At 55.2% G+C, this 26,831-nt stretch carries 22 protein-coding genes; 18 read left to right on the top strand and 4 right to left on the bottom strand.

What is annotated here, in order from left to right; translation table 11 throughout:
• Positions 1 to 35 precede the first annotated feature (35 nt).
• Positions 36 to 2,177 carry a phosphate acetyltransferase gene (gene pta / locus ACWKXT_RS11640; protein WP_454528986.1) on the bottom strand — a complete coding sequence of 714 codons (2,142 nt, stop codon included), beginning with the start codon at positions 2,175 to 2,177 and terminating at the stop codon, positions 36 to 38.
• Between the two features lie 76 nt (positions 2,178 to 2,253).
• On the bottom strand, positions 2,254 to 3,456 hold the full coding sequence (gene ackA, locus ACWKXT_RS11635; protein ID WP_454532496.1) for an acetate kinase: 1,203 nt from the start codon (positions 3,454 to 3,456) through the stop codon (positions 2,254 to 2,256).
• Positions 3,457 to 3,793: 337 nt separating this feature from the next.
• On the opposite strand from ackA, the gene yfbV reads away from it, so the two are divergent.
• The 4 genes from yfbV to ACWKXT_RS11615 all read left to right on the top strand — a co-directional run bounded on the left by yfbV (position 3,794) and on the right by ACWKXT_RS11615 (position 7,415).
• Complete coding sequence (gene yfbV, locus ACWKXT_RS11630) at positions 3,794 to 4,249, top strand: terminus macrodomain insulation protein YfbV (protein ID WP_045339250.1); 456 nt, start codon at positions 3,794 to 3,796, stop codon at positions 4,247 to 4,249.
• 92 nt (positions 4,250 to 4,341) lie between these two features.
• Entirely contained in the window at positions 4,342 to 4,836 is a 495-nt protein-coding gene (locus tag ACWKXT_RS11625) for a YfbU family protein (protein WP_003861461.1), read from the top strand.
• 11 nt (positions 4,837 to 4,847) lie between these two features.
• The gene (locus tag ACWKXT_RS11620; RefSeq protein ID WP_454528985.1) at positions 4,848 to 5,507 is read left to right on the top strand and encodes a sugar phosphatase; all 660 of its coding nucleotides are present in this window, start codon (positions 4,848 to 4,850) and stop codon (positions 5,505 to 5,507) included.
• A gap of 75 nt (positions 5,508 to 5,582) precedes the next feature.
• Positions 5,583 to 7,415, top strand: coding sequence for an SLC13 family permease (locus ACWKXT_RS11615; protein ID WP_080328554.1), 1,833 nt, complete (start codon positions 5,583 to 5,585; stop codon positions 7,413 to 7,415).
• Between the two features lie 30 nt (positions 7,416 to 7,445).
• Here the strand turns inward: ACWKXT_RS11615 and yfbR are convergent, their stop codons facing one another.
• Together yfbR and alaA are read right to left on the bottom strand one after the other, a co-directional pair.
• Positions 7,446 to 8,045 carry a 5'-deoxynucleotidase gene (gene yfbR / locus ACWKXT_RS11610; protein WP_454528984.1) on the bottom strand — a complete coding sequence of 200 codons (600 nt, stop codon included), beginning with the start codon at positions 8,043 to 8,045 and terminating at the stop codon, positions 7,446 to 7,448.
• Between the two features lie 94 nt (positions 8,046 to 8,139).
• Positions 8,140 to 9,354, bottom strand: coding sequence for an alanine transaminase AlaA (gene alaA / locus ACWKXT_RS11605; RefSeq protein ID WP_003861471.1), 1,215 nt, complete (start codon positions 9,352 to 9,354; stop codon positions 8,140 to 8,142).
• 938 nt (positions 9,355 to 10,292) lie between these two features.
• On the opposite strand from alaA, the gene lrhA reads away from it, so the two are divergent.
• The 14 genes from lrhA (at position 10,293) to nuoN (ending at position 26,801) form a co-directional block, all read left to right on the top strand.
• Positions 10,293 to 11,231, top strand: a complete 939-nt coding sequence (gene lrhA, locus ACWKXT_RS11600) for a transcriptional regulator LrhA (protein WP_080328555.1) — start codon at positions 10,293 to 10,295, stop codon at positions 11,229 to 11,231.
• 630 nt (positions 11,232 to 11,861) lie between these two features.
• Positions 11,862 to 12,302 carry an NADH-quinone oxidoreductase subunit NuoA gene (gene nuoA / locus ACWKXT_RS11595; RefSeq protein ID WP_014171000.1) on the top strand — a complete coding sequence of 147 codons (441 nt, stop codon included), beginning with the start codon at positions 11,862 to 11,864 and terminating at the stop codon, positions 12,300 to 12,302.
• A gap of 15 nt (positions 12,303 to 12,317) precedes the next feature.
• Positions 12,318 to 12,992, top strand: a complete 675-nt coding sequence (gene nuoB / locus ACWKXT_RS11590) for an NADH-quinone oxidoreductase subunit NuoB (RefSeq protein ID WP_003861482.1) — start codon at positions 12,318 to 12,320, stop codon at positions 12,990 to 12,992.
• A gap of 89 nt (positions 12,993 to 13,081) precedes the next feature.
• Positions 13,082 to 14,884: an NADH-quinone oxidoreductase subunit C/D gene (gene nuoC / locus ACWKXT_RS11585; RefSeq protein WP_148419923.1), complete on the top strand. Its 1,803-nt coding sequence runs from the start codon at positions 13,082 to 13,084 to the stop codon at positions 14,882 to 14,884.
• A gap of 2 nt (positions 14,885 to 14,886) precedes the next feature.
• Positions 14,887 to 15,387 carry an NADH-quinone oxidoreductase subunit NuoE gene (nuoE, locus tag ACWKXT_RS11580; RefSeq protein ID WP_006176513.1) on the top strand — a complete coding sequence of 167 codons (501 nt, stop codon included), beginning with the start codon at positions 14,887 to 14,889 and terminating at the stop codon, positions 15,385 to 15,387.
• Positions 15,384 to 16,721: an NADH-quinone oxidoreductase subunit NuoF gene (nuoF, locus tag ACWKXT_RS11575; RefSeq protein ID WP_006811381.1), complete on the top strand. Its 1,338-nt coding sequence runs from the start codon at positions 15,384 to 15,386 to the stop codon at positions 16,719 to 16,721. Before nuoE ends, nuoF begins: the two co-directional genes overlap by 4 nt.
• Positions 16,722 to 16,775: 54 nt before the next feature.
• Positions 16,776 to 19,499, top strand: coding sequence for an NADH-quinone oxidoreductase subunit NuoG (gene nuoG / locus ACWKXT_RS11570; RefSeq protein WP_454532495.1), 2,724 nt, complete (start codon positions 16,776 to 16,778; stop codon positions 19,497 to 19,499).
• A complete protein-coding gene (gene nuoH / locus ACWKXT_RS11565) occupies positions 19,496 to 20,473 on the top strand; it encodes an NADH-quinone oxidoreductase subunit NuoH (protein ID WP_008500211.1) in 978 nt (325 codons plus the stop codon). Before nuoG ends, nuoH begins: the two co-directional genes overlap by 4 nt.
• A 13-nt stretch (positions 20,474 to 20,486) precedes the next feature.
• Positions 20,487 to 21,029 (top strand): NADH-quinone oxidoreductase subunit NuoI, encoded by a 543-nt coding sequence (gene nuoI / locus ACWKXT_RS11560; protein WP_003861491.1) that lies wholly within the window; start codon positions 20,487 to 20,489, stop codon positions 21,027 to 21,029.
• Between the two features lie 10 nt (positions 21,030 to 21,039).
• The gene (gene nuoJ / locus ACWKXT_RS11555) at positions 21,040 to 21,594 is read left to right on the top strand and encodes an NADH-quinone oxidoreductase subunit J (protein ID WP_008500212.1); all 555 of its coding nucleotides are present in this window, start codon (positions 21,040 to 21,042) and stop codon (positions 21,592 to 21,594) included.
• Positions 21,591 to 21,893 (top strand): NADH-quinone oxidoreductase subunit NuoK, encoded by a 303-nt coding sequence (nuoK, locus tag ACWKXT_RS11550; protein WP_003861496.1) that lies wholly within the window; start codon positions 21,591 to 21,593, stop codon positions 21,891 to 21,893. Before nuoJ ends, nuoK begins: the two co-directional genes overlap by 4 nt.
• Complete coding sequence (gene nuoL, locus ACWKXT_RS11545; protein ID WP_454528982.1) at positions 21,890 to 23,731, top strand: NADH-quinone oxidoreductase subunit L; 1,842 nt, start codon at positions 21,890 to 21,892, stop codon at positions 23,729 to 23,731. The genes nuoK and nuoL overlap by 4 nt, the downstream gene beginning before the upstream one ends.
• A gap of 76 nt (positions 23,732 to 23,807) precedes the next feature.
• Positions 23,808 to 25,337 carry an NADH-quinone oxidoreductase subunit M gene (gene nuoM, locus ACWKXT_RS11540; protein WP_023312532.1) on the top strand — a complete coding sequence of 510 codons (1,530 nt, stop codon included), beginning with the start codon at positions 23,808 to 23,810 and terminating at the stop codon, positions 25,335 to 25,337.
• A gap of 6 nt (positions 25,338 to 25,343) precedes the next feature.
• Positions 25,344 to 26,801: an NADH-quinone oxidoreductase subunit NuoN gene (gene nuoN, locus ACWKXT_RS11535; protein ID WP_454528981.1), complete on the top strand. Its 1,458-nt coding sequence runs from the start codon at positions 25,344 to 25,346 to the stop codon at positions 26,799 to 26,801.
• Positions 26,802 to 26,831 lie beyond the last annotated feature (30 nt).

Here is a 26,831-nt window from a genome sequence, read left to right as displayed (position 1 = left end):
GGTGGCGCTCGCGCTTACCGGGCCTACGGTTCTAATTACTGCTGCTGCGAAGACTGAATCGCGGTCAGCGCGATGGTGTAGACGATATCGTCAACCAGCGCGCCACGGGACAGGTCGTTCACAGGTTTGCGCATGCCCTGCAGCATTGGCCCGATGGAGATCAGGTCTGCTGAACGCTGTACCGCTTTATAGGTGGTGTTACCGGTGTTCAGATCCGGGAAGATGAACACGGTCGCGCGACCTGCAACCGGCGAGTTCGGCGCTTTGGATTTCGCAACGTCAGCCATTACAGCGGCGTCGTACTGCAGCGGGCCGTCGATCATCAGGTCAGGACGTTTTTCCTGTGCAATGCGGGTCGCTTCACGCACTTTCTCTACGTCGCTACCTGCACCAGAAGTACCGGTGGAGTAGGAGAGCATCGCTACGCGCGGTTCGATACCAAAGGCAATCGCAGAGTCCGCGGACTGAATAGCGATTTCGGCCAGCTGTTCTGCGGTTGGATCCGGGTTGATCGCGCAGTCGCCGTAAACGTAAACCTGTTCAGGCAGCAGCATGAAGAATACGGAAGAAACCAGAGAGCTGCCTGGAGCGGTTTTGATCAGCTGCAGCGGTGGACGGATGGTGTTCGCTGTGGTGTGAACCGCACCGGAAACCAGACCGTCAACTTCGTCCTGCTCCAGCATCAGCGTACCCAGCACCACGTTGTCTTCCAGCTGTTCGCGCGCAACGGCTTCGGTCATGCCCTTGCTCTTACGCAGCTCAACCAGACGGGCAACGTAGCTTTCGCGAACCACCTCAGGGTCAACGATTTCGATACCAGCGCCCAGCTCAACGCCCTGAGACGCCGCAACGCGGGTGATCTCATCCGGGTTACCCAGCAGCACACAGGTTGCGATGCCGCGCTCTGCGCAGATAGCAGCCGCTTTAACGGTACGTGGTTCGTCGCCTTCTGGCAGAACAACGCGTTTGCCCGCTTTACGCGCCAGCTCGGTCAGCTGGTAACGGAATGCAGGAGGAGACAGACGACGGCTGCGCTCGGAGGTTGCCGTCAGGGATTCGATCCAGTCTGCGTTGATGTAGCCCGCAACGTATTCCTGAACTTTCTCGATACGCTCGTGGTCATCAACCGGCACTTCCAGGTTGAAACTCTGCAGGCTCAGGGAGGTCTGCCAGGTGTTGGTGTTCACCATGAAGACCGGCAGGCCGGTGGCGAACGCGCGTTCGCACAGCTTGCTGACGCGTGGGTCCATTTCGTAGGCACCGGTCAGCAGGATTGCACCGATTTCTACGCCGTTCATCGCCGCGAGGCAGGCTGCAACCAGCACGTCAGGACGGTCTGCGGAGGTCACCAGCAGGGAGCCTGCGCGGAAGTGTTCCAGCATGTGCGGAATGCTGCGCGCACAGAAGGTCACGGACTTCACGCGGCGGGTGTTGATGTCGCCTTCGTTAACGATGGTGGCGTTCAGGTGACGCGCCATATCGATTGCACGGGTGGCAATCAGATCGAAGCTCCATGGCACCGCGCCGAGTACAGGCAGCGGGCTGGATTCCTGCAGTTTAGCCGGGTCAACTTTGATGACTTTCGCTTTGGAAGAGTCGTCGAAGATTTCGGACAGGTCAGGGCGAGTACGGCCCTGCTCATCAACCGGTGCGTTCAGTTTGTTCACGATCACGCCGGTGATGCTGGTGTTTTTCGCCCCGCCGAAGCTGCTGCGCGTCAGTTCGATACGCTCGTTCAGCTGTTCCGGGGTGTCAGTGCCCTGAGACATCACGAAAACGATCTCTGCGTTCAGGGTTTTCGCGATTTCAAAGTTCAGAGACTGGGCAAACTGGTGTTTGCGGGTTGGGACCAGACCTTCAACCAGCACCACTTCCGCGTCCTGCGCGTTAGCGTGGTAGTTGGCGATGATCTCTTCCATCAGCACGTCTTTCTGGTTGCTGGAGAGCAGAGACTCAACGTGGCTCATCTTCAGCGGTTCAGCCGCTGGCAGATTGGAGTTCTTACGAACGATGGTGGTGGTCTGGTCTGGTGCATCGCCACCGGCACGTGGCTGGGCGATAGGCTTAAAGACGCTCAGACGAACGCCTTTGCGTTCCATAGCACGGATCACGCCAAGGCTGACGCTGGTCAGGCCGACGCTGGTTCCGGTAGGGATCAGCATAATAGTACGGGACACGGTTTATCCTCTTTCGTTACCGCCGCGATTGGGCGGGTTACAAAACAGCACCGCCAGCATTGCTGGCGGTGTGGAATCAGGCAGTCAGGCGGTGCGCATCTTGCGCGATGACCAGCTCTTCGTTAGTTGGGATAACGATAGCAGGGCGGGTACCTTCTTTGTTGATGAAGCCAGACTTGCCGAAACGGGCAGCCAGGTTACGCTCGTGATCAACATCGAAGCCCAGAACGCCCAGTTTGCCCAGGGACAGTTCACGGACCATTGCCGCGTTCTCACCGATACCACCGGTGAAGATAACCGCGTCCAGACGACCGTCCATCAGCGCAGTGTAAGAACCGATGTACTTCGCCAGACGGTGGCAGTAAACGTCCATTGCACGTTTAGCGTCTGCTTTCTCGGAGTAGTTGTCTTCAACATAGCGGCAGTCGCTGGTGACTTCGGTCAGACCCAGCAGGCCAGACTCTTTGGTCAGCATTTTGTTGATGTCGTCAACGCTCATGCCCAGGGTGTCGTGCAGGTGGAAGATAATCGCCGGGTCGATGTCACCGGAACGGGTACCCATCACCAGACCTTCCAGCGGGGTCAGACCCATGGAGGTATCAACACATTTACCGTTGCGGATAGCGGAAACAGAACCACCGTTGCCCAGATGGCAGGTGATGATGTTCACTTCTTCAACCGGCTTGTTCAGAACTTTTGCGGCTTCCTGAGTCACATAGAAGTGGCTGGTGCCGTGTGCGCCGTAACGACGAACGCCGTGCTCTTTGTACAGGCTGTATGGCAGGGCATAGAGGTAAGACTCTTCCGGCATGGTCTGATGGAACGCAGTGTCGAACACAGCCACGTTTTTGTCTTTCAGACTCGGGAAGGATTTCAGTGCTTCAGCGATACCGATCAGGTGCGCCGGGTTATGCAGCGGTGCGAAAGACGCAGAGTCTTTGATACCCTGGATCACGGAGTCGTCGATTACCACGGAACTGGTGTATTTTTCGCCGCCGTGGACGATACGGTGACCAATTGCGGTCAGCTGAGCAGACAGTTCTGGTTTTTGTGCCAGAATAGTGTTAACGATAAAGTTCAGCGCTTCACTGTGAGCGGCGCCTGCACCTAAAGCCGCTTCTTGTTTGCTGCCGTCCATCTTCCACTTGATACGTGCTTCAGGCAGATGGAAACATTCGGCCAAACCAGAGAGGTATTCGTCACCGTTAAGCGCATCGATGATGGCGAATTTCAGTGAAGAGCTACCGCAGTTCAGAACCAGTACTAACTTACTCGACATGGAAGTACCTATAATTGATACGTGGCTAAAAAAACGTCAGTGAGTCTAAAAGCGTAACGCATGCTGACCCAGACATTTATGATTAACATCATGCCAAACGAACATTCTGGCAGGATGGAAGAAATACCTATGATTTTAAGCCATTTTGAACATTTTTCAGACAATGGCATAATATGCGATAATTTGACGAGTTACCGCTTCTCGTCTACGGCCCTATCAGGCTGGCACAGAATACCCGATACGGGGTAGCGATGACAAAATATTTTGAACGTTGTCATAGCCTGTTGTGGTTTTGCACGAAAATTTTAATTTTTATATGTGAAGTTGAGGTACAGCCATGTCGACACCCGAAATCCCATCCGTGAACTTCTTCAGTCTGTTTCGCCGGGGGCAGCATTATTCAAAGACGTGGCCACTGGAAAAGCGCCTCGCGCCGATGTTTATTGAGAATCGCACGATCCGCGCCACGCGCTATGCGATTCGCTTTATGCCCCCTGTCGCTATCTTTACCCTGTGCTGGCAAATCGCCCTGGGTGGACAGCTTGGCCCCGCCGTTGCCACGGCGCTGTTTGCGTTAAGCCTGCCGATGCAGGGATTGTGGTGGTTAGGTAAACGATCCATCACGCCGCTTCCGCCTTCTATTTTACACTGGTTTTATGAAGTGCGAGGAAAACTGGAGGAGGCTGGACAGGCGCTGGCACCCGTTGAAGGCAAGCCGGATTATCAGGCGCTGGCCGACACGTTAAAGCGTGCTTTTAAGCAGCTGGATAAAACATTCCTCGATGACTTGTGATTGATCATCGAAACGACTAACAAAAGAAGGCACAGTAACAAACCGTTACCGTGTCTTTTTTTTACAGTGCAATGCGCTACAGGAGTCGAAAGATGGAAATGACCCATGCTCAACGTCTGATTTTGTCTAACCAGTACAAGATGATGACAATGCTTGATCCCGATAACGCTGCGCGCTACAGCCGCCTGCAGACCATCGTCGAACGTGGGTTTGGTTTGCAAATGCGCGAACTGGACCGCGAGTTTGGCGAGCTGAAAGAAGAAACCTGCCGCATCGTGATCGACATTATGGAGATGTACCACGCCCTGCATGTGTCCTGGACTAATCTCAAAGACCAGCAGACCATTGACGAACGTCGTGTGACCTTCTTAGGCTTTGATGCCGCGACGGAAGCGCGCTATCTGAGCTACGTTCGCTTTATGGTGAACACCGAAGGACGTTATACCCACTTTGATGCGGGCACTCACGGCTTCAACGCGCAGACCCCAATGTGGGATAAATACCAGCGCATGCTGAGCGCGTGGCACGCCTGCCCGCGTCAGTACCATTTAAGCAGCAACGAAATTCAACAAATCATTAATGCCTGACGGAGGTGCGTGTGCAGTGTAAAGGTTTTCTGTTTGATCTGGACGGTACGCTGGTGGATTCGCTGCCGGTTGTTGAGCGCTCGTGGTGCCATTGGGCCGACCGGCACGGCATCGACCATCAGGACGTATTGAATTTCATCCATGGCAAACAGGCCATTACCTCATTGCGGCACTTCTTAGCGGGGCGTTCTGAGGAAGAGATTCAGGCAGAGTTCAAATATCTTGAGCAAATTGAAGCCACCGATACCGATGGCATCGCCGCGCTGCCCGGCGCGCGCGAACTGCTTGAGCATCTGAACGAAGCACAGATCCCGTGGGCTATCGTCACGTCCGGTTCGATTCCTGTAGCCCATGCGCGCCATAAGGCTGCCGGTTTACCGACGCCGGAGGTGTTCATTACCGCAGAACGCGTTAAGCGCGGGAAACCCGAGCCCGATGCGTTCCTGCTCGGGGCTGAACAGCTGGGTTTTGCACCCGCAGACTGTGTGGTGGTGGAAGACGCGGCGGCGGGCGTATTGGCAGGGCTGAACGCCGGGAGCCACGTCATTGCCGTTAACGTTCCGGCGGGGTCCCACCGGCTGGATGAGGCGGATTTTGTGATTGATTCCCTGACGGCGCTGGTGGTGTCGAAAGCGCCAGACGGAGTTGTAACCGTCTCGCTAAAAATGTAATCCCATGATATAGCCCCACGCTGCTGGGGCTTTTTTATGGCAAAATTCATCATCTTCCACTGACAAGGATAGGTTGTGAACGGTGAACTGATTTGGGTCCTGAGCCTGCTGTTAATCGCCATTATTCTTTTCGCCACGGGCAAGGTGCGCATGGATGCCGTCGCCCTGTTTGTCATCGTCGCGTTTGTGCTGAGCGGCACGCTCACGCTTCCGGAAGCTTTCTCTGGGTTTAGCGACCCCAACGTTATCCTGATTGCTGCTCTGTTTATCATCGGCGATGGTCTTGTCCGCACTGGCGTAGCAACCATCATGGGCGCGTGGCTGGTCAAGGTGGCCGGCAACAGTGAAACCAAAATGTTGATCTACCTGATGCTGACTGTCGCGGGGCTGGGAGCGTTTATGAGCTCAACGGGCGTGGTCGCCATCTTTATTCCGGTGGTGCTGAGCGTCTCCATGCGGATGCAGAGCTCGCCGTCGCGCCTGATGATGCCCCTGAGCTTTGCCGGTTTGATCAGCGGGATGATGACGCTTGTCGCGACGCCGCCGAACCTGGTCGTCAACAGCGAGCTGATCCGGGAAGGATTTCAGGGCTTTAGTTTTTTCAGCGTCACCCCGCTTGGGCTGGTGATTCTTGCAATGGGCGTGGTTTACATGCTGCTGACCCGTTTTGCTCTGAAAGGCGACAAACAGGATAAAAGCAAAGAAGGGTGGAAACGACGCACCTTCCGCGATCTGATTAAAGAGTACCGTCTCACCGGGCGAGCGCGCCGCCTGGCTATTCGCCCCGGTTCGCCGATGGTCGGCCAGCGGCTTGACGACCTCAGACTGCGTGAACGCTACGGCGCGAACGTGATCGGGGTGGAGCGCTGGCGCCGTTTCCGCCGGGTGATCGTTAATGTTAACGGGGTGTCCGAATTCCGCGCGCGAGACGTCCTGCTGATTGATATGTCTACCGCCGAAGTGGATCTGCGTGAGTTTTGCAGTGAACAACTGCTGGAGCCGATGGTGCTGCGCGGGGAGTATTTTTCCGATCAGGCGCTGGATGTTGGCATGGCTGAGGTATCTCTGATCCCGGAATCGGAACTGCTGGGTAAAACCGTGCGTGAAATGGGGTTCCGTACCCGCTATGGCCTTAACGTCGTCGGGCTGAAGCGCGATGGCGTGGCGATGGAAGGGGCGGTAGTGGATGAGCCGATCCTGCTGGGCGATATCTTTCTGGTTGTCGGTAACTGGAAGCTGATTAGCCAGCTCGGGCAAAAAGGTCGCGATTTTGTGGTGCTCAACATGCCGGTAGAAGAGAGCGATGCTTCTCCGGCGCACAGCCAGGCGCCCCATGCGATTTTCTGTCTGGTGCTGATGGTCGCGCTGATGCTGACCGACGAGATCCCCAATCCGGTCGCGGCTATTATCGCCTGCCTGCTGATGGGGAAATTCCGCTGCATTGACGCCGAAAGCGCCTATAAAGCCATTCACTGGCCGAGCATTATTCTTATCGTCGGGATGATGCCCTTCGCTCTGGCGCTGCAAAAAACCGGCGGGGTAGATTTAATTGTCAAAGGCTTAATGGACGTTGGCGGCGGGTATGGGCCGTACATGATGATGGTCTGTCTGTTTATCATGTGCGCTTCAATTGGGTTGTTTATCTCCAATACCGCGACGGCGGTGCTGATGGCGCCTATCGCGCTGGCGATGGCGAAATCCATGGGCGTCTCACCTTATCCGTTTGCGATGATGGTTGCGATGGCGGCCTCCGCGGCGTTTATGACGCCGGTTTCATCGCCGGTGAATACGCTGGTGCTGGGTCCGGGGAATTATAAGTTCAGCGATTTCGTGAAGCTGGGCGTGCCGTTCACCGTGCTGGTGATGGTGGTGTGCGTGGTATTAATTCCGGTTTTATTCCCGTTCTGAGAACATCGCCCAGCGGCGCTGGGCGAATAGTTAAAGCGGCGAATCCTGGCTGATTTCATCCAGCGACAGATGAAAGCTCGGCACAAATACCTGCATGAAATAGTCCATCTCTTCGCTGCGGCGGGATTCCAGCGTTTTTTCCAGACGCGTTTTCGCCAGTAAAAACTCATTATTGCCCGCAGACAGCTCTTCCAGACACTTCAGATAGGCACACAGCGCGTCGGCCTGCTTGACCAGCGACTTTTCCTCTTCCGTATACTGATGCTCGTCGATGAGCGGCTCAAAGATATCGCGCAGCTCTTCGGGCACCATAGCAATCAGCTTCTGCTGGGCAATCTTCTCGATAGCCTTATATTCCTGCGCAATCTGCGAGTTGAAATATTTCACCGGCGTAGGCAGATCGCCGGTCAGCACTTCCGAGGCGTCGTGGTACATCGCCAGCAGGGCGATACGCTCGGCATTCACCTGCCCGTTAAATTTGCGATTCTTAATCGCAGCCAGCGCATGAGCGACCATAGCAACCTGCAAACTGTGCTCAGACACGTTCTCTGTACGCACGTTGCGCATCAGCGGCCAGCGGTTGATCAGTTTCAGGCGGGAGAGGTGGGCGAAGAAATGACTCTGACTCATAGGTTACCTTTTGTCTTCACTGCGACAGGACTTCATTGTGCGGGGAGGGGAGGGAAGATGCAAATCAGGCTACCGAAGTAGCCTGATTTTAAGATTACTGATGATATCCAGAGAGGAAGCGCCCAAAGCGGCTAATCGCCATTTCGAGATCGTCTTCGCGCGGCAGCGTCACGATACGCACGTGGTCCGGCCACGGCCAGTTAAATGCCGTCCCCTGAACCAGCAGCACTTTTTCCTGTAACAGGAAATCGAGCACCATTTTCTGGTCGTCGTGGATATTGAAGCGCTTAGCGTCAATTTTCGGGAACATATACAGCGCGCCGTTCGGCTTGACGCAGGACACGCCCGGGATATCGTTGATCAGTTCCCACGCACGGTTGCGCTGTTCGTACAGGCGACCGCCAGGAACGATAAACTCGCTAATGCTCTGATAGCCGCCGAGTGCCGTCTGGATCGCGTGCTGCGCCGGTACGTTGGCACAAAGCCGCATCGATGCCAGCATCTCAAGCCCTTCAATATAGCCTTTCGCGTGCTTTTTCGGGCCGTTCAGCACCATCCAGCCCTGACGGAAACCGGCCACGCGGTAGGTTTTAGACAGGCCGTTAAAGGTGACGGTCAGCAGATCCGGCGCCAGCGCGGCAATAGAGTGGTGCTGCGCCGCGTCATACAGGATCTTGTCGTAGATTTCGTCAGCGAAGATGATCAGGTTGTGCTGGCGGGCGATCTCTACGATCTCCATCAGCAGCTCCTTTGAGTAGACCGCGCCCGTCGGGTTGTTCGGGTTGATAATCACGATGCCGCGCGTGCGTGGCGTAATTTTCGCGCGAATGTCGTCCAGATCCGGGAACCAGTCAGAGGACTCGTCGCAAAGATAATGCACCGCTTTACCGCTGGACAGCGACACCGCCGCCGTCCACAGTGGATAATCTGGCGCGGGCACCAGCATTTCGTCGCCGCTGTTCAGCAGCGCCTGCATCGCCTGAACAATCAGTTCAGAGACACCGTTGCCAATATAGATATCTTCAACGGTGACATCACGCATACCGCGCGCCTGGTAGTGCTGCATGATGGCTTTTCGTGCGGAGTAAAGTCCTTTTGAATCGCAATAGCCTTGTGCAGTAGGCAGGTTGCGGATCACATCAACCAGAATCTCATCCGGCGCTTCAAAACCAAATGGCGCGGGGTTACCAATGTTGAGTTTAAGAACCTTATTGCCTTCTTCTTCAAGGCGTTTTGCCTCTTTCAGAACCGGGCCACGGATGTCATAACAGACGTTATCTAGCTTGCTGGATTTTTCGATAGGGGACATGAACCTTTAACCTTTTCGCTATTATCGCCACTCCCTGCCGTGGAAGTCAGCACGGAATAATGTACTCCCCCCACGCTTCGTTTTGAAGGGTGTGCAGGAGAAGATTTTGTGCATGGCGCGAAATTATGGCGAATCTTTTACGCTGTCTGTGCGCTATATTTGTGCATAAATGCAATGCGCAAATCAGATTTTAAGGTTTATTATGCTGTGAGTTTTTATAAATCTTGTATATTGTCCTGATGTAAAATGAATGACATGCAGATCGGCAACAGAAATCACGTTGCGTGACACTTCGTAAAACCTGAATGTTGCCGAGAACTTGCAGTAATAGCCTGGGGAGGCTAAAAGTTACTCATGTGAAATTAATGTTAAGTGTTATTAATGAATGACCTTAATCTAAATTAAAGTTTATTTATTATTAACGAACAAAATGCAACTTTAGTTAATTTTAATAAAATTAGTTTAGAAGCTTAACAAAGCCCTTTAATCCTTAATATTGCAATAAGACTTATAAATAAAGTGGATTTGGGTTAAGATGTCTTTAGGGAAAGCTGATGAAAGATGTACTGGGTTTGTATATCTGAAACTGATTTTCCGATTTAATTGATTGTTATTGTTGGAGTTATCTCTGGCCGGGATGTGTCAAACATCTCCTGCTACGTTGACAACGCTGCGATACAGATGGCAGAAAAGGTGTTACGCCTTTAATGTAATTTACATACACCTGCGAACATCTAAATATCCTGAACGTTTAAGAGAATAAAAATAACGTCATGAAACGTGCTTTCTGACTGTTGATATAAAGCAGCACAATAACTATCTGTCAGGCAGTCTGCCGGGCCGGGATGCGAGGGAAAATCTTCAGAGGGAATTGCTTAACTGTTACACACAGCTTCAACCCGGGCAGCTCCGCACGAGCAACCTGAAAGTGAATAGATATGATAAATGCAAATCGTCCGATAATGAATCTCGACCTCGATCTGCTGAGAACGTTTGTTGCGGTCGCCGATCTCAACACTTTTGCAGCTGCTGCTGCCGCCGTCTGCCGAACTCAGTCCGCCGTGAGCCAGCAAATGCAGCGGCTGGAGCAACTGGTTGGTAAAGAGCTTTTTGCCCGACACGGGCGTAATAAGCTCTTAACGGAACACGGTATTCAGCTTCTGGGTTATGCCAGGAAAATTCTTCGCTTTAATGATGAAGCATGTATGTCATTAATGTTTAGCAACCTTCAGGGAGTGTTAACTTTAGGGGCATCTGATGAGTCAGCGGATACTATATTGCCGTTTCTTCTCAATCGAATTAGTTCGGTTTATCCGAAGCTTGCGCTGGATGTTAGCGTTAAACGCAACGCCTTTATGGTTGAGATGTTAAATGAGAATAAGGTTGATCTGGTGGTCACCACGCATCGTCCCGGACAATTTGATTGTCTGACCTTGCGCACATCGCCAACGCACTGGTATTGCGCAGCTGAATATGTGCTGCAAAAAGGGGAACCCGTTCCGCTGGTATTACTGGACGATCCGAGCCCGTTCCGCGACATGGTGTTGACGGCGTTAAATGAAGCCAACATTCCATGGCGTCTGGCATATGTGGCGTCCACTCTGCCTGCGGTTCGTGCCGCCGTGAAAGCCGGTCTTGGCGTGACGGCCCGTCCGGTGGAGATGATGAGCCCGGATCTGCGCGTTCTCGGTAAATCAGACGGGCTACCTGCGCTGCCGGATACCGAGTACCTGCTTTGCCATAATGCATCCAGTCATAACGAGCTGGCGAAAGTGGTGTTCGAGGCGATGCAAAACTACCATAACCCGTGGCAGTTCGAGCATGTTACCTCCGAAGGAGGGGATGATTCCCTGATCGTTGAAGGTGACTTTGAGTGATCAATCGCTCAAAATTCTGGTAACAAATTGTAAGTGTAAAAAAAAGCCACTCGTGTCGTTTTCGCACGCAGTGGCTTTTTTTTAGCAATGATATCCCCTTGAGGCGAAGGGGATTAACAAATACATGCTATTTATCAATGCCATAAATGCTTTTGCTTAAATGTTGTTCGCTTTCCGTTCTAAGTTCATCCATAACCCATCAATGTTAAAAAAACAGCAAATATGTTGCCGTTTTTTTGGTTGAATTAACAAAAGCGTGTCTCAGATCAAGAAAATACTCCTATTTGGGGGGAGGAATCGTTGGCAAATCCTGTCAAAATAGGAGGGTTATTTTTTTTACTTCCAAAACGGACACGATTCAACAACATGCATTTGACGGAAAGTCATGTACCCACCAGGGTTAAAGGGCACCAAATGTTAATGAGAATCGCTCGATGTAATTTAATGTGAAGAAACCTTTGTTAAAGTTGACAATAGGTTATAGAAAGGAGTAAAAAACCCCATCATTTTGCTGTCTACGTCTCATTTCAGACAGTTAGTGTAAGGTTATTTGTTCCTCCCCATGAATCGATGTGATGCCTATCTGCCAGCAAGAGCAGTGTCATCGGTATCACTTTTGATGAGTAAGCAATGAGTATGTCAACATCCACAGAAGTCATCGCTCATCACTGGGCATTCGCAATCTTTCTTATTGTAGCCATTGGCCTGTGCTGCCTGATGTTAGTCGGCGGCTGGTTCCTGGGCGGTCGCGCCCGTGCAAGGCACAAAAACACACCTTTCGAATCAGGTATTGATTCAGTAGGTTCCGCTCGCTTACGCCTGTCTGCCAAGTTCTATCTGGTAGCGATGTTCTTCGTCATCTTCGACGTGGAAGCGCTTTACCTGTTCGCATGGTCGACCTCCATCCGCGAAAGTGGTTGGGTGGGCTTTGTCGAGGCCGCAATTTTCATTTTAGTGTTACTGGCCGGTCTGGTTTATCTGGTGCGTATTGGCGCGCTTGACTGGACGCCTGCGCGTTCACGTCGTGAACACATCAACCCGGAAAACAGTATCTCTAATCGTCAGCAGTAACAGCGAGGCAATAAGATGGATTATACGCTCACCCGCATAGATCCTAACGGTGAGAATGACCGTTACCCCCTGCAAAAACAGGAGATCGTAACCGACCCCCTGGAGCAAGAAGTCAATAAAAGCGTGTACATGGGCAAGCTCGAACATGCCATGCACGATATGGTCAACTGGGGTCGTAAGAACTCCATCTGGCCATACAACTTTGGCCTTTCTTGCTGCTACGTTGAAATGGTGACGTCATTCACTGCGGTGCATGACGTTGCGCGTTTTGGGGCCGAGGTACTGCGTGCTTCCCCACGTCAGGCTGACCTGATGGTGGTCGCCGGTACCTGCTTTACCAAGATGGCACCTGTTATTCAGCGTCTGTATGACCAGATGCTGGAGCCAAAATGGGTTATTTCCATGGGCGCATGTGCAAACTCTGGCGGTATGTACGACATTTATTCCGTTGTGCAGGGCGTTGATAAGTTCATTCCGGTGGATGTTTACATCCCGGGCTGCCCGCCGCGTCCAGAAGCCTATATGCAGGCGCTGATGCTGCTGCAGGAATCTATCGGTAAAGAACGCCGCCCACTCTCATGGGTTGTTGGCGATCAGGGTGTTTATCGCGCGAACATGCAGTCTGAGCGCGAGCGTAAACGTGGTGAACGTATTGCCGTCACCAACCTGCGTACGCCTGACGAAATTTAATTTGCGCCTGTAGGCCTGGAGAACACCTTCGCATATCACTACTCAAATAGCGCGAAGCCAGGCTCAACAGTCACCACGGACCATTTGCAATGGTGAACAATATGACCGACTTAACCGCGCAAGAAGCCGCATGGCAGACCCGGGATCATCTCGATGACCCGGTCATTGGCGAACTGCGCAACCGTTTTGGGCCGGATGCCTTTACTGTTCAGGCGACCCGCACCGGGGTACCCGTTGTTTGGGTGAAGCGTGAGCAATTGCTGGAAGTTGTCGATTTCCTCAAGAAATTGCCAAAACCTTACGTCATGCTGTTTGACTTACACGGCATGGACGAACGTCTGAGAACGCACCGCCAGGGTCTCCCTGCTGCGGATTTTTCCGTTTTCTACCATCTGATCTCAATAGACCGCAACACGGATATCATGCTCAAGGTGGCATTGTCTGAAAACGACATGCATCTGCCGACGATCACCAAACTTTTCCCGAACGCCAACTGGTATGAGCGTGAAACCTGGGAAATGTTCGGCATGACCTTCGACGGCCACCCGCACCTGACGCGCATCATGATGCCGCAGACCTGGACCGGCCACCCGCTGCGTAAAGATTACCCGGCACGTGCAACCGAATTCGATCCGTTTGAGCTGACCAAAGCCAAGCAGGATCTGGAGATGGAAGCGCTGACCTTCAAGCCGGAAGACTGGGGCATGAAGCGCGGTACCGAAAATGAGGATTTCATGTTCCTCAACCTCGGTCCAAACCACCCGTCTGCGCACGGTGCATTCCGTATTATTCTTCAGCTTGATGGCGAAGAGATTGTCGACTGCGTCCCTGACATCGGCTACCACCACCGTGGTGCTGAGAAGATGGGCGAGCGTCAGTCCTGGCACAGCTACATTCCGTATACCGACCGTATCGAGTACCTCGGCGGCTGTGTAAACGAAATGCCATACGTGCTGGCCGTTGAGAAACTGGCAGGCATCACCGTCCCGGATCGCGTTAACGTGATTCGCGTGATGCTGTCAGAACTGTTCCGTATCAACAGCCACCTGCTGTACATCTCCACGTTCATTCAGGACGTCGGCGCGATGACGCCAGTGTTCTTCGCCTTTACCGACCGTCAGAAAATCTACGATCTGGTGGAAGCGATTACCGGTTTCCGTATGCACCCGGCCTGGTTCCGTATCGGCGGTGTGGCACACGATCTGCCGCGCGGCTGGGACCGTCTGCTGCGTGAATTCCTCGACTGGATGCCAAAACGTCTTGCGTCTTACGAGAAAGCCGCGCTGCGTAACTCCATCCTGAAAGGCCGTTCCCAGGGCGTTGCTGCCTACGGCGCGAAAGAAGCGCTGGAGTGGGGTACGACAGGTGCAGGTCTGCGTGCGACGGGTATTGATTTCGACGTGCGTAAAGCCCGTCCTTACTCTGGTTACGAGAACTTCGACTTTGAAGTCCCGGTTGGCGGCGGCGTGTCCGACTGCTACACCCGCGTGATGCTGAAAGTGGAAGAGCTGCGCCAGAGTCTGCGCATCCTTGAGCAGTGCCTCAACAACATGCCGGAAGGCCCGTTCAAGGCGGATCACCCGCTGACGACGCCGCCACCGAAAGAGCGCACGCTGCAACATATCGAAACCCTGATCACCCACTTCCTGCAGGTTTCCTGGGGTCCGGTCATGCCGGCGCAAGAATCCTTCCAGATGATTGAAGCGACCAAGGGTATTAACAGTTACTACCTGACCAGCGACGGCAGCACCATGAGCTACCGTACCCGCGTGCGTACGCCGAGCTTTGCGCACCTGCAGCAGATCCCGTCCGCCATCCGCGGCAGTCTGGTCTCCGACCTGATTGTGTATCTGGGTAGTATCGATTTTGTTATGTCAGATGTGGACCGCTAATTATGCACGAGAATCAACAACCACAAACCGAGGCTTTTGAGCTGAGTGAAGCAGAACGTGCCGCCATTGAGCATGAGATGCACCACTACGAAGACCCGCGTGCGGCGTCCATTGAAGCGCTGAAAATCGTACAGAAACAGCGTGGCTGGGTGCCGGATGGGGCGATCTACGAGATCGCAAAAGTGCTGGGTATTCCGGCAAGTGACGTAGAAGGCGTAGCCACGTTCTACAGCCAGATCTTCCGTCAGCCGGTTGGCCGCCATGTGATCCGCTACTGTGACAGCGTGGTCTGCCATATCACCGGTTACCAGGGTATTCAGGCTGCGATTGAGAAAAAACTCAATATCAAGCCGGGCCAGACCACGTTCGATGGACGCTTTACTCTGCTGCCAACCTGCTGCCTGGGTAACTGCGACAAGGGGCCGACCATGATGATTGATGAGGACACTCACAGCCATCTGACGCCGGAAGCGATTCCTGACCTGCTGGAGCAGTACAAATGAAAACTGTAATTCGTACTGCTGAGACGCATCCGCTGACCTGGCGTCTGCGCGATGACAAACAGCCGGTATGGCTCGACGAATACCAGAGCAAAAACGGCTATGCCGGTGCGCGTAAAGCCCTCGGCGGCATGGCGCCGGATGACATCGTTAATGCGGTGAAAGACTCCGGCCTGAAAGGGCGCGGCGGTGCGGGCTTCTCCACCGGTCTCAAGTGGAGCCTGATGCCGAAAGACGAATCCATGAACATCCGTTACCTGCTGTGTAACGCCGATGAAATGGAGCCGGGCACCTATAAAGACCGCCTGCTGATGGAGCAGCTGCCGCACCTGCTGGTGGAAGGCATGCTGATCTCCGCGTTTGCGCTGAAAGCCTACCGTGGCTACATCTTCCTGCGCGGTGAGTACATCGAAGCGGCAGAAAACCTGCGTCGCGCGATTGCGGAAGCCACCGAAGCGGGCTTGCTTGGGAAAAATATCCTGGGCACCGGGTTTGACTTCGAACTGTTCGTGCACACCGGTGCCGGGCGTTATATCTGCGGTGAAGAAACCGCGCTGATAAACTCCCTGGAAGGCCGCCGTGCGAACCCGCGCTCTAAGCCACCGTTCCCGGCAAGCTCCGGCGTATGGGGTAAACCGACCTGCGTAAACAACGTCGAAACCCTGTGTAACGTTCCGGCTATTCTCGCCAACGGCGTGGAGTGGTATCAGGGCATCTCCTCAAGCAAAGATGCCGGTACAAAGCTGATGGGCTTCTCTGGTCGCGTTAAAAATCCTGGCGTCTGGGAACTGCCGTTCGGTACCACCGCACGTGAAATTCTTGAAGACTACGCGGGCGGCATGCGCGATGGCCTGAAATTCAAAGCCTGGCAGCCGGGTGGGGCAGGGACTGACTTCCTGACCGAAGCCCACCTCGATCTGCCGATGGAATTCGAAAGCATTGGTAAAGCAGGCAGCCGTCTGGGTACGGCGCTGGCGATGGCCGTCGACCACGAGATCGGCATGGTCTCGCTGGTGCGTAACCTGGAAGAGTTCTTCGCCCGCGAGTCCTGCGGCTGGTGTACACCGTGCCGTGACGGTCTGCCGTGGAGCGTGAAGATCCTGCGTGCAATCGAACGTGGCGAAGGCCAGCCTGGCGATATCGAGACACTTGAGCAACTGTGTCGATTCTTAGGCCCAGGCAAAACCTTCTGTGCCCACGCACCGGGTGCCGTCGAGCCGCTGCAGAGCGCGATTAAATATTTCCGCGACGAATTCGAAGCAGGCATCAAGCAGCCGTTCAGCAATACCCATTCAATCAATGGTATTCAGCCGAACCTGCTGAAAGCGCGCTGGTAAAAACAGAATTTTGATTAACGCTCGGTTTCGGCCGAGCCAACTGGAAGCATGCTAATGGCTACGATTCATGTAGACGGCAAAGAATACGAAGTCAACGGGGCGGACAACCTGCTGGAAGCTTGTCTGTCTCTTGGCCTCGATATTCCGTACTTTTGCTGGCATCCGGCGCTGGGCAGCGTCGGTGCTTGCCGCCAGTGTGCGGTGAAGCAATATCAAAACGCGGAAGACACGCGTGGTCGCCTGGTGATGTCCTGTATGACGCCAGCCACCGAAGGCACCTTTATTTCGATTGATGACGAAGAAGCCAAACAGTTCCGTGAAAGCGTGGTGGAGTGGTTGATGACCAACCACCCGCACGACTGTCCGGTTTGTGAAGAGGGCGGTAACTGCCACCTCCAGGATATGACCGTTATGACCGGTCACAGCTTCCGTCGCTATCGCTTTACCAAGCGTACCCACCGTAACCAGGACCTGGGGCCGTTCATCTCTCACGAAATGAACCGCTGCATCGCCTGCTACCGCTGCGTGCGTTATTACAAAGATTATGCAGACGGACAGGATCTGGGCGTATATGGCGCGCATGACAACGTCTACTTTGGTCGTCCGGAAGACGGTACGCTGGAAAGCGAATTCTCCGGTAACCTGGTAGAAATCTGCCCGACCGGCGTATTCACCGATAAAACGCACTCCGAGCGTTACAACCGTAAATGGGATATGCAGTTTGCGCCAAGCATCTGCCAGCAGTGTTCCCTTGGCTGTAACACCAGCCCGGGTGAGCGTTACGGCGAACTGCGTCGTATCGAAAACCGATACAACGGTACTGTTAACCACTACTTCCTCTGCGACCGCGGTCGTTTCGGCTATGGCTATGTGAACCTGAAAGACCGTCCGCGTCAGCCAGTTCAGCGCCGTGGCGACGACTTCATTACCCTGAACGCTGAACAGGCGATGCAGGGCGCGGCAGATATTCTGCGCCAGTCGAAGAAAGTGATCGGTATCGGCTCCCCGCGCGCCAGCATCGAAAGCAACTTTGCGCTGCGCGAGCTGGTGGGTGCGGAAAACTTCTATACCGGTATCGCCCAGGGCGAGCAGGAACGTCTGCAGCTGGTACTGAAAGTGCTGCGTGAAGGCGGTATTCATACCCCTGCGCTGCGCGAAATCGAATCTTATGATGCGGTTCTGGTTCTGGGGGAAGACCTGACGCAAACCGGCGCACGCGCGGCTCTGGCGGTTCGCCAGGCAGTGAAGGGCAAAGCGCGTGAAATGGCAGCGGCGCAGAAAGTGGCTGACTGGCAGATTGCGGCCATCCTCAACATCGGCCAGCGCGCGAAGCATCCTCTGTTTGTGACCAACGTCGACAACACCCGTCTGGACGATATCGCCGCGTGGACCTACTGCGCGCCGGTTGAAGATCAGGCGCGCCTCGGCTTTGCCATTGCCCACGCGCTGGACAGCAACTCTCCGGCCGTCGAACTGGATCGCGACCTGCAAAACAAGGTCGACGTGATTGTTCAGGCGCTGGCGGGGGCGAAGAAACCACTGATTATTTCCGGTACCAACGCCGGCAGCGCCGAGATCATTCAGGCGGCAGCCAACGTTGCCAAAGCCCTGAAAGGCCGCGGTGCGGACGTCGGCGTCACCATGATTGCCCGTGCGGTGAACAGCATCGGTCTGGGTATGATTGGCGGCGGTTCGCTGGAAGAAGCGTTAAGCGAACTGGAATCCGGTTCTGCTGACGCCGTTGTGGTGCTGGAAAACGACCTGCATCGCCACGCGTCTGCCGCTCGCGTTGACGCCGCGCTCTCCAAAGCGCCGCTGGTAATGGTGATTGACCATCAGCGCACCGCGATCATGGACAAAGCGCACCTGGTGCTCTCTGCGGCAAGCTTCGCAGAAAGCGACGGTACCGTTATCAACAACGAAGGCCGCGCGCAGCGTTTCTTCCAGGTTTACGACCCGGCGTACTACGACAGCAACACCGTGATGCTGGAAAGCTGGCGCTGGCTGCACTCCCTGCACAGCACCGTGCAGAGCCGTGAAGTGGACTGGACGCAGCTTGACCACGTTATCGACGCGGTAGTCGAAAAACTGCCTCAGCTGGCAGGCATTAAAGATGCCGCACCTGAAGCAAGCTTCCGCATTCGCGGCCAGAAACTGGCGCGTGAACCGCACCGCTACAGCGGCCGTACCGCGATGCGCGCCAATATCAGCGTGCACGAACCGCGCCAGCCGCAGGATAAAGACACCATGTTCGCCTTCTCCATGGAAGGGAACAACCAGCCGTCTGCGCCGCGTTCGCAAATCCCATTCGCATGGGCGCCGGGCTGGAACTCCCCGCAGGCATGGAACAAGTTCCAGGCTGAAGTGGGTGGCTCCCTGCGGCACGGCGATCCGGGCGTGCGTCTGATTGAAGCCTCCGAAACCGGTCTGGACTTCTTCACTACCGTTCCAGCGAGTTTCCAGGCGCAGGACGGTAGCTGGCGTATTGCGCCGTACTATCATCTGTTTGGTAGCGACGAGCTGTCCCAGCGTTCACCGGTCTTCCAGACCCGCATGCCGCAGCCGTACATCAAGCTCAACCCGGCAGATGCCGCGAAGCTTGGCGTCAACGCGGGTGCGAACATCGCCTTTAGCTATGACGGCCAGACAATCAGCCTGCCGCTGATTATCTCTGAAGGTCTGACAGCAGGGCAGGTGGGTCTGCCGATGGGTATGCCTGGCATCGCGCCGGTACTGGCGGGTGCGCGTCTTGATAATCTGCAGGAGGCAAAAGCATGAGTTGGTTAACGCCGGATCTTATCGACATCCTGCTGAGCATTCTGAAAGCGATTGTTATCCTGCTGGTGGTGGTCACCTGCGGCGCGTTCATGAGCTTTGGTGAACGTCGTCTGCTCGGTCTGTTCCAGAACCGTTACGGACCGAACCGCGTAGGCTGGGGTGGTTCACTCCAGCTGGTCGCGGACATGATCAAGATGTTCTTTAAAGAGGACTGGATCCCGCGCTTCTCGGACCGCGTGATCTTTACTCTGGCACCGATGATCGCCTTCACCTCGCTGCTGCTGGCGTTTGCTATCGTTCCGGTCAGCCCGACCTGGGTGGTCGCTGACCTGAACATCGGCATTCTGTTCTTCCTGATGATGGCAGGCCTCGCGGTTTACGCGGTGCTGTTCGCAGGCTGGTCCAGTAACAACAAATACTCCCTGCTGGGTGCGATGCGTGCTTCCGCGCAGACGCTGAGCTACGAAGTGTTCCTGGGTCTCTCCCTGATGGGCGTGGTGGCGCAGGCCGGTTCGTTTAACATGACCGACATCGTCAACAACCAGGCCGACATCTGGAACGTTATCCCGCAGTTCTTTGGGTTTATTACCTTTGCTATCGCGGGCGTGGCGGTGTGTCACCGTCACCCGTTTGACCAGCCAGAAGCCGAACAGGAACTGGCCGACGGTTACCACATTGAATATTCCGGTATGAAGTTCGGTCTGTTCTTCGTGGGCGAGTACATCGGTATCGTCACCATTTCCGCGTTGATGGTAACGCTGTTCTTTGGTGGCTGGCATGGCCCGTTCTTACCGCCGTTCATCTGGTTCGCGCTGAAAACCGCGTTCTTCATGATGATGTTCATTTTGATTCGCGCAGCGTTACCGCGTCCGCGTTATGACCAGGTAATGTCCTTCGGCTGGAAAGTGTGCCTGCCGCTGACGCTCGTCAACTTGTTGGTAACGGCAGCTGTCATTCTCTGGCAGCAGCCATAAGGGGCTATAGACCATGACCTTAAAAGAATTACTGGTAGGCTTCGGTACCCAGGTACGCAGTATCTGGATGATCGGCCTGCATGCGTTTGCCAAACGCGAAACCCGGATGTACCCGGAAGAGCCGGTATATCTGCCGCCGCGCTACCGTGGACGTATCGTGCTGACGCGCGACCCGGACGGTTCCGAGCGCTGCGTTGCCTGTAACCTGTGTGCGGTAGCGTGTCCAGTGGGCTGTATCTCTCTGCAAAAAGCAGAGACGGTAGACGGCCGCTGGTACCCTGAGTTCTTCCGCATCAACTTCTCACGCTGCATTTTCTGCGGTCTGTGTGAAGAAGCGTGCCCAACCACGGCGATTCAGCTGACTCCAGACTTCGAGCTGGGTGAGTACAAGCGTCAGGACCTGGTGTACGAGAAAGAGGATCTGCTGATTTCCGGTCCGGGCAAATACCCGGAATATAACTTCTACCGGATGGCGGGTATGGCAATCGACGGCAAAGATAAGGGCGAAGCAGAGAACGAAGCTAAGCCTATCGACGTCAAGAGCCTGTTACCGTAAGGAGAGGGCAATGGAATTCGCTTTTTATATCTGTGGCCTTATCGCCATCCTGGCTACGCTGCGAGTGATCACGCACACCAATCCGGTGCATGCGCTGCTGTACTTAATTATCTCGCTGCTGGCCATTTCCGGGGTGTTCTTCGCACTGGGCGCGCACTTTGCCGGTGCGCTGGAAATCATTGTCTACGCCGGGGCCATCATGGTGCTGTTCGTGTTCGTGGTGATGATGCTGAACCTGGGCGGCTCTGAAATTGAGCAGGAACGTCAGTGGTTAAAACCGCAGGTGTGGATTGGTCCGGCAATTCTGTCGGCCATCATGCTGGTGGTGATCGTTTACGCCATTCTGGGTGTTAACGATCAGGGCATCGACGGCACGCCAATCGGCGCGAAAGAGGTAGGTATTACACTCTTTGGCCCATACGTTCTGGCGGTGGAACTGGCCTCAATGCTGCTGCTGGCAGGCCTGGTTGTGGCTTTCCACGTTGGCCGCGAAGAGCGTGCTGGCGAGGTGCTGAGCAACCGCACTGACGACCGCGCGAAAAGAAAAACGGAGGAGCGCGCATGATCCCCTTAACACATGGACTGATCCTCGCTGCGATTTTATTCGTTCTGGGTCTGACCGGTCTGGTTATCCGCCGCAATCTGCTGTTTATGCTGATCGGCCTGGAAATCATGATTAACGCCTCCGCGCTGGCCTTCGTGGTCGCCGGAAGCTACTGGGGCCAGACCGATGGTCAGGTGATGTACATTCTCGCCATCAGCCTCGCGGCTGCCGAAGCGAGTATTGGCCTGGCGCTGTTGCTGCAGCTCCATCGTCGCCGCCAGAATCTGAACATCGATTCAGTAAGTGAGTTGCGTGGATGAACATGCTTGCCTTAACCATTATTTTTCCGCTGATTGGCTTCGTGCTGCTGGCGTTTTCTCGGGGCCGCTGGTCTGAGAATCTGTCTGCGGCCGTTGGCATGGGCTCTGTCGGTCTGGCTGCGCTGGTCACAGCGTATGCGGGTATCGACTTCTTTAACAACGGACGTCAGCCTTTCAGCGTACCGCTGTGGACCTGGATGTCGGTCGGTGATTTCAACATCGGTTTCAACCTGGTGCTGGACGGCCTCTCGCTGACCATGCTTTCCGTGGTTACCGGCGTCGGCTTCCTGATCCACATGTTCGCCTCCTGGTATATGCGCGGTGAAGAGGGATACTCCCGCTTCTTCGCCTACACCAACCTGTTTATCGCCAGCATGGTGGTATTGGTTCTGGCCGATAACCTGCTGCTGATGTATCTGGGCTGGGAAGGCGTAGGTCTGTGTTCTTACCTGCTGATCGGTTTCTACTACACCGATCCGAAGAATGGCGCAGCGGCCATGAAAGCGTTCGTCGTGACCCGCGTGGGTGACGTGTTCCTCGCTTTCGCGCTGTTCATTCTCTACAACGAACTGGGCACGCTGAACTTCCGCGAAATGGTGGAACTGGCGCCAGCGCACTTCGCTGCAGGCAACAACATGCTGTGGTGGGCAACGCTGATGCTGCTGGGTGGTGCTGTGGGTAAATCCGCACAGTTGCCGTTGCAGACATGGCTGGCCGACGCGATGGCGGGTCCAACCCCTGTCTCCGCGCTGATCCACGCCGCGACCATGGTTACCGCCGGTGTGTACCTGATTGCGCGTACCCATGGCCTGTTCCTGATGACTCCGGAAATTCTGCACCTGGTGGGTATCGTCGGTGCGGTCACGCTGGTGCTGGCAGGCTTTGCCGCGCTGGTGCAGACCGACATCAAACGCGTTCTCGCGTACTCCACCATGAGCCAGATTGGTTATATGTTCCTCGCGCTGGGCGTTCAGGCGTGGGACGCAGCCATTTTCCACCTGATGACGCACGCGTTCTTTAAAGCGCTGCTGTTCCTCTCATCCGGTTCCGTGATTCTGGCCTGCCACCACGAGCAGAACATCTTCAAGATGGGCGGACTGCGTAAGTCCATTCCGCTGGTGTATGTCTGCTTCCTGGTGGGCGGCGCGGCGCTGGCGGCACTGCCGCTGATTACCGCGGGCTTCTTCAGTAAGGACGAAATCCTTGCCGGTGCCATGGCGAATGGTCATATCAATCTGATGGTTGCGGGTCTGGTCGGTGCGTTCATGACCTCCCTGTATACCTTCCGTATGATTTTCATCGTATTCCACGGTAAAGAACAAATTCACGCTCACGCAGGGAAGGGGATTACCCACCACCTGCCGCTGATTGTGCTGCTGGTACTCTCCACCTTCGTTGGCGCGATGATTGTGCCTCCGCTGCAGGGCGTACTGCCAGACACCACCGAGCTTGAGCACGGTCGCGTTCTGACGCTTGAAATCACCTCCGGTGTGGTCGCTATCGCGGGCATCCTGATTGCAGCATGGCTGTGGCTGGGCAAACGTACGCTGGTGACTGCCGTTGCCAACAGTGCGCCGGGCCGTCTGCTGGGCACCTGGTGGTACAACGCGTGGGGCTTCGACTGGCTGTACGACATGATCTTCGTTAAGCCGTTCCTGGGCATTGCGTGGCTGCTGAAACGCGACCCGCTGAACAGCCTGATGAACATCCCGGCGATCCTCTCCCGCTTTGCAGGTAAAGGCCTGCTGTACAGCGAGAACGGATACCTGCGCTGGTATGTGGCGTCCATGAGCATCGGTGCGGTTGTCGTGCTGGCGCTGCTGATGGTGTTGCGTTGATCGTTAAGTGAATTTTATTCGAATTCGTTGAAAATCAGGCCCCTGCTGGGGGCCTTAAAAAGGAATGTAAATCGCCATGTTACTACCCTGGCTAATATTAATTCCCTTCATCGGCGGCTTCCTGTGCTGGCAGACCGAACGCTTTGGCGTGAAGATGCCGCGCTGGATCGCGCTGATCACCATGGGATTGACGCTCGCGCTTGGCCTGCAACTGTGGTTGCAGGGCGGTTACTCACTGACCCAGTCTGCGGGCATTCCGCAGTGGCAGTCTGAGTTCATCCTGCCGTGGATCCCGCGTTTCGGCATTACGATCCACCTGGCGATTGACGGTCTGTCGCTGCTGATGGTGGTGCTGACCGGTCTGCTCGGCGTTCTGGCGGTACTCTGCTCCTGGCGAGAAATCGAAAAATACCAGGGCTTCTTCCACCTGAACCTGATGTGGATCCTGGGCGGCGTGATCGGCGTGTTCCTTGCCATCGACATGTTCCTGTTCTTCTTCTTCTGGGAGATGATGCTGGTGCCGATGTACTTCCTGATCGCGCTGTGGGGCCACAAGGCCTCCGACGGTAAAACGCGTATCACGGCGGCCACCAAGTTCTTCATCTATACCCAGGCGAGTGGTCTGGTGATGCTGATTGCCATTCTGGCGCTGGTGTTTGTTCACCATAACGCGACCGGCACCTGGACCTTCAACTACGAAGATCTGCTTAAAACGCCAATGTCCCACGGCGTTGAATACCTGCTGATGCTGGGCTTCTTCATTGCCTTCGCGGTGAAAATGCCGGTGGTTCCGCTGCACGGCTGGCTTCCAGACGCGCACTCTCAGGCACCAACGGCGGGTTCCGTTGACCTGGCGGGCATCTTGCTGAAAACGGCGGCCTACGGTCTGCTGCGTTTCGCACTGCCGCTGTTCCCGAACGCCTCCGCAGAGTTCGCACCGATTGCCATGTGGCTGGGTGTGATCGGTATCTTCTACGGCGCGTGGATGGCCTTCACGCAGTATGACATCAAGCGTCTGATTGCTTACACCTCCGTTTCCCACATGGGCTTCGTGCTGATTGCTATCTACACCGGCAGCCAGCTGGCGTACCAGGGCGCGGTGATCCAGATGATTGCGCACGGTCTGTCCGCAGCCGGTCTCTTCATCCTGTGTGGTCAGCTGTACGAACGTCTGCATACCCGCGACATGCGCATGATGGGCGGTCTGTGGAGCAAAATTAAGTGGCTGCCAGCGCTCTCCATGTTCTTCGCTGTTGCTACCCTGGGGATGCCGGGTACCGGTAACTTCGTCGGCGAATTTATGATTCTGTTCGGCAGCTTCAAAGTGGTACCGGTGATTACCGTGATCTCCACCTTTGGTCTGGTGTTCGCTTCCGTCTACTCGCTGGCGATGCTGCACCGCGCTTACTTCGGTAAAGCGAAGAGCGAAATTGCTGCACAAGAACTGCCGGGGATGTCGCTGCGTGAGCTGTTCATCATCCTGCTGCTGGTCGTACTGCTGGTGCTGCTGGGCTTCTTCCCGCAGCCGATTCTGGATACCTCGCATAGTGCGATGGGTAACATCCAGCAGTGGTTTGTTAATTCTGCTTCTACTACAAGGCCGTAATTCGCCATGACAATAACTCCACAACAACTGATCGCGCTGCTACCGCTGCTGATCGTCGGATTGACGGTGGTGGTTGTGATGCTCTCCATTGCGTGGCGACGCAATCACTTCCTGAATGCCACGCTGTCGGTCATCGGCCTGAACGCCGCGTTAGTCTCTCTCTGGTTTGTTGGCCAGGGCGGGGCGATGGACGTCACTCCGCTGATGCGCGTTGACGGTTACGCCATGCTGTATACCGGTCTGGTGCTGCTGGCGAGCCTGGCAACCTGTACCTTTGCGTACCCGTGGCTCGAAGGCTACAACGACAACAAAGAAGAGTTTTACCTGCTGGTTCTGATTGCCGCGCTGGGCGGCATTCTGCTGGCGAATGCCAACCACCTGGCCGCGCTGTTCCTCGGTATTGAGCTGATCTCTTTGCCGCTGTTCGGCCTGATTGGTTACGCCTTCCGTCAGAAGCGCTCTCTTGAAGCGAGCATCAAGTACACCATTCTGTCTGCTGCTGCGTCGTCCTTCCTGCTGTTTGGTATTGCGCTGCTGTACGCACAGTCCGGTAACCTCTCCTTCATGGCGCTCGGCAAGAGCCTCGGTGATGGCATGCTGCATGAGCCGCTGCTGCTGGCGGGTCTGGGCATGATGATCGTGGGCCTTGGCTTCAAGCTCTCTCTGGTTCCGTTCCACCTGTGGACGCCAGACGTCTACCAGGGTGCGCCGGCTCCGGTGTCGACCTTCCTGGCGACGGCGAGCAAAATCGCTATCTTCGGTGTGGTCATGCGTCTGTTCCTGTACGCCCCGGTGGGTGACAGTGAAGCGGTACGCGTGGTGCTGGGCATCATCGCGTTCGTCTCCATCATCTTCGGTAACCTGATGGCGCTGAGCCAGACCAACATCAAACGTCTGCTGGGCTACTCGTCTATCTCTCATCTGGGCTACCTGATGGTGGCGCTGATTGCGCTGCAGAGCGGTGAGATGTCGATGGAAACCGTGGGCGTCTATCTGGCCGGTTACCTGTTCAGCAGCCTCGGCGCCTTCGGCGTGGTGAGCCTGATGTCCAGCCCGTACCGTGGCCCGGATGCCGATTCACTGTTCTCCTACCGTGGTCTGTTCTGGCACCGTCCGATCCTGTCCGCGGTGATGACCGTGATGATGCTCTCTCTGGCAGGTATTCCGATGACGCTCGGCTTTATCGGTAAGTTCTACGTGCTGGCCGTCGGCGTGCAGGCGCACCTGTGGTGGCTGACTGCGGGCGTGGTTATTGGCTCCGCGATTGGTCTCTACTACTACCTGCGCGTGGCCGTGAGCCTGTACCTGAGCGCGCCTCAGCAGCTCAACCGCGATGCGCCATCCAACTGGCAGTACAGCGCCGGTGGTATCGTAGTGCTTATCTCTGCGCTGCTGGTGCTGATCTTCGGTATCTATCCGCAGCCGCTGATTGATATCGTGCAGCGAGCAATGCCGCTGATGTAAAAACAAAAAACCCGCCTCGGCGCAATGCCG

The organism is Enterobacter sp. UPMP701 (genome assembly GCF_053709515.1).
Note: the sequence above shows the minus strand (reverse complement) of the source record. Positions and strands in the feature narration are given on the sequence as shown.

What these genes read in the sequence shown, in the direction of transcription:
- ackA (WP_454532496.1), bottom strand. Translation starts at nt 3,456, where the DNA reads ATGTCGAGTAAGTTAGTACTGGTTCTGAACTGCGGTAGCTCTTCACTG.
- yfbV (WP_045339250.1), top strand. Translation starts at nt 3,794, where the DNA reads ATGTCGACACCCGAAATCCCATCCGTGAACTTCTTCAGTCTGTTTCGC.
- ACWKXT_RS11625 (WP_003861461.1), top strand. Translation starts at nt 4,342, where the DNA reads ATGGAAATGACCCATGCTCAACGTCTGATTTTGTCTAACCAGTACAAG.
- yfbR (WP_454528984.1), bottom strand. Translation starts at nt 8,045, where the DNA reads ATGAGTCAGAGTCATTTCTTCGCCCACCTCTCCCGCCTGAAACTGATC.
- alaA (WP_003861471.1), bottom strand. Translation starts at nt 9,354, where the DNA reads ATGTCCCCTATCGAAAAATCCAGCAAGCTAGATAACGTCTGTTATGAC.
- lrhA (WP_080328555.1), top strand. Translation starts at nt 10,293, where the DNA reads ATGATAAATGCAAATCGTCCGATAATGAATCTCGACCTCGATCTGCTG.
- nuoA (WP_014171000.1), top strand. Translation starts at nt 11,862, where the DNA reads ATGAGTATGTCAACATCCACAGAAGTCATCGCTCATCACTGGGCATTC.
- nuoB (WP_003861482.1), top strand. Translation starts at nt 12,318, where the DNA reads ATGGATTATACGCTCACCCGCATAGATCCTAACGGTGAGAATGACCGT.
- nuoC (WP_148419923.1), top strand. Translation starts at nt 13,082, where the DNA reads ATGGTGAACAATATGACCGACTTAACCGCGCAAGAAGCCGCATGGCAG.
- nuoE (WP_006176513.1), top strand. Translation starts at nt 14,887, where the DNA reads ATGCACGAGAATCAACAACCACAAACCGAGGCTTTTGAGCTGAGTGAA.
- nuoF (WP_006811381.1), top strand. Translation starts at nt 15,384, where the DNA reads ATGAAAACTGTAATTCGTACTGCTGAGACGCATCCGCTGACCTGGCGT.
- nuoG (WP_454532495.1), top strand. Translation starts at nt 16,776, where the DNA reads ATGGCTACGATTCATGTAGACGGCAAAGAATACGAAGTCAACGGGGCG.
- nuoH (WP_008500211.1), top strand. Translation starts at nt 19,496, where the DNA reads ATGAGTTGGTTAACGCCGGATCTTATCGACATCCTGCTGAGCATTCTG.
- nuoI (WP_003861491.1), top strand. Translation starts at nt 20,487, where the DNA reads ATGACCTTAAAAGAATTACTGGTAGGCTTCGGTACCCAGGTACGCAGT.
- nuoJ (WP_008500212.1), top strand. Translation starts at nt 21,040, where the DNA reads ATGGAATTCGCTTTTTATATCTGTGGCCTTATCGCCATCCTGGCTACG.
- nuoK (WP_003861496.1), top strand. Translation starts at nt 21,591, where the DNA reads ATGATCCCCTTAACACATGGACTGATCCTCGCTGCGATTTTATTCGTT.
- nuoL (WP_454528982.1), top strand. Translation starts at nt 21,890, where the DNA reads ATGAACATGCTTGCCTTAACCATTATTTTTCCGCTGATTGGCTTCGTG.
- nuoM (WP_023312532.1), top strand. Translation starts at nt 23,808, where the DNA reads ATGTTACTACCCTGGCTAATATTAATTCCCTTCATCGGCGGCTTCCTG.
- nuoN (WP_454528981.1), top strand. Translation starts at nt 25,344, where the DNA reads ATGACAATAACTCCACAACAACTGATCGCGCTGCTACCGCTGCTGATC.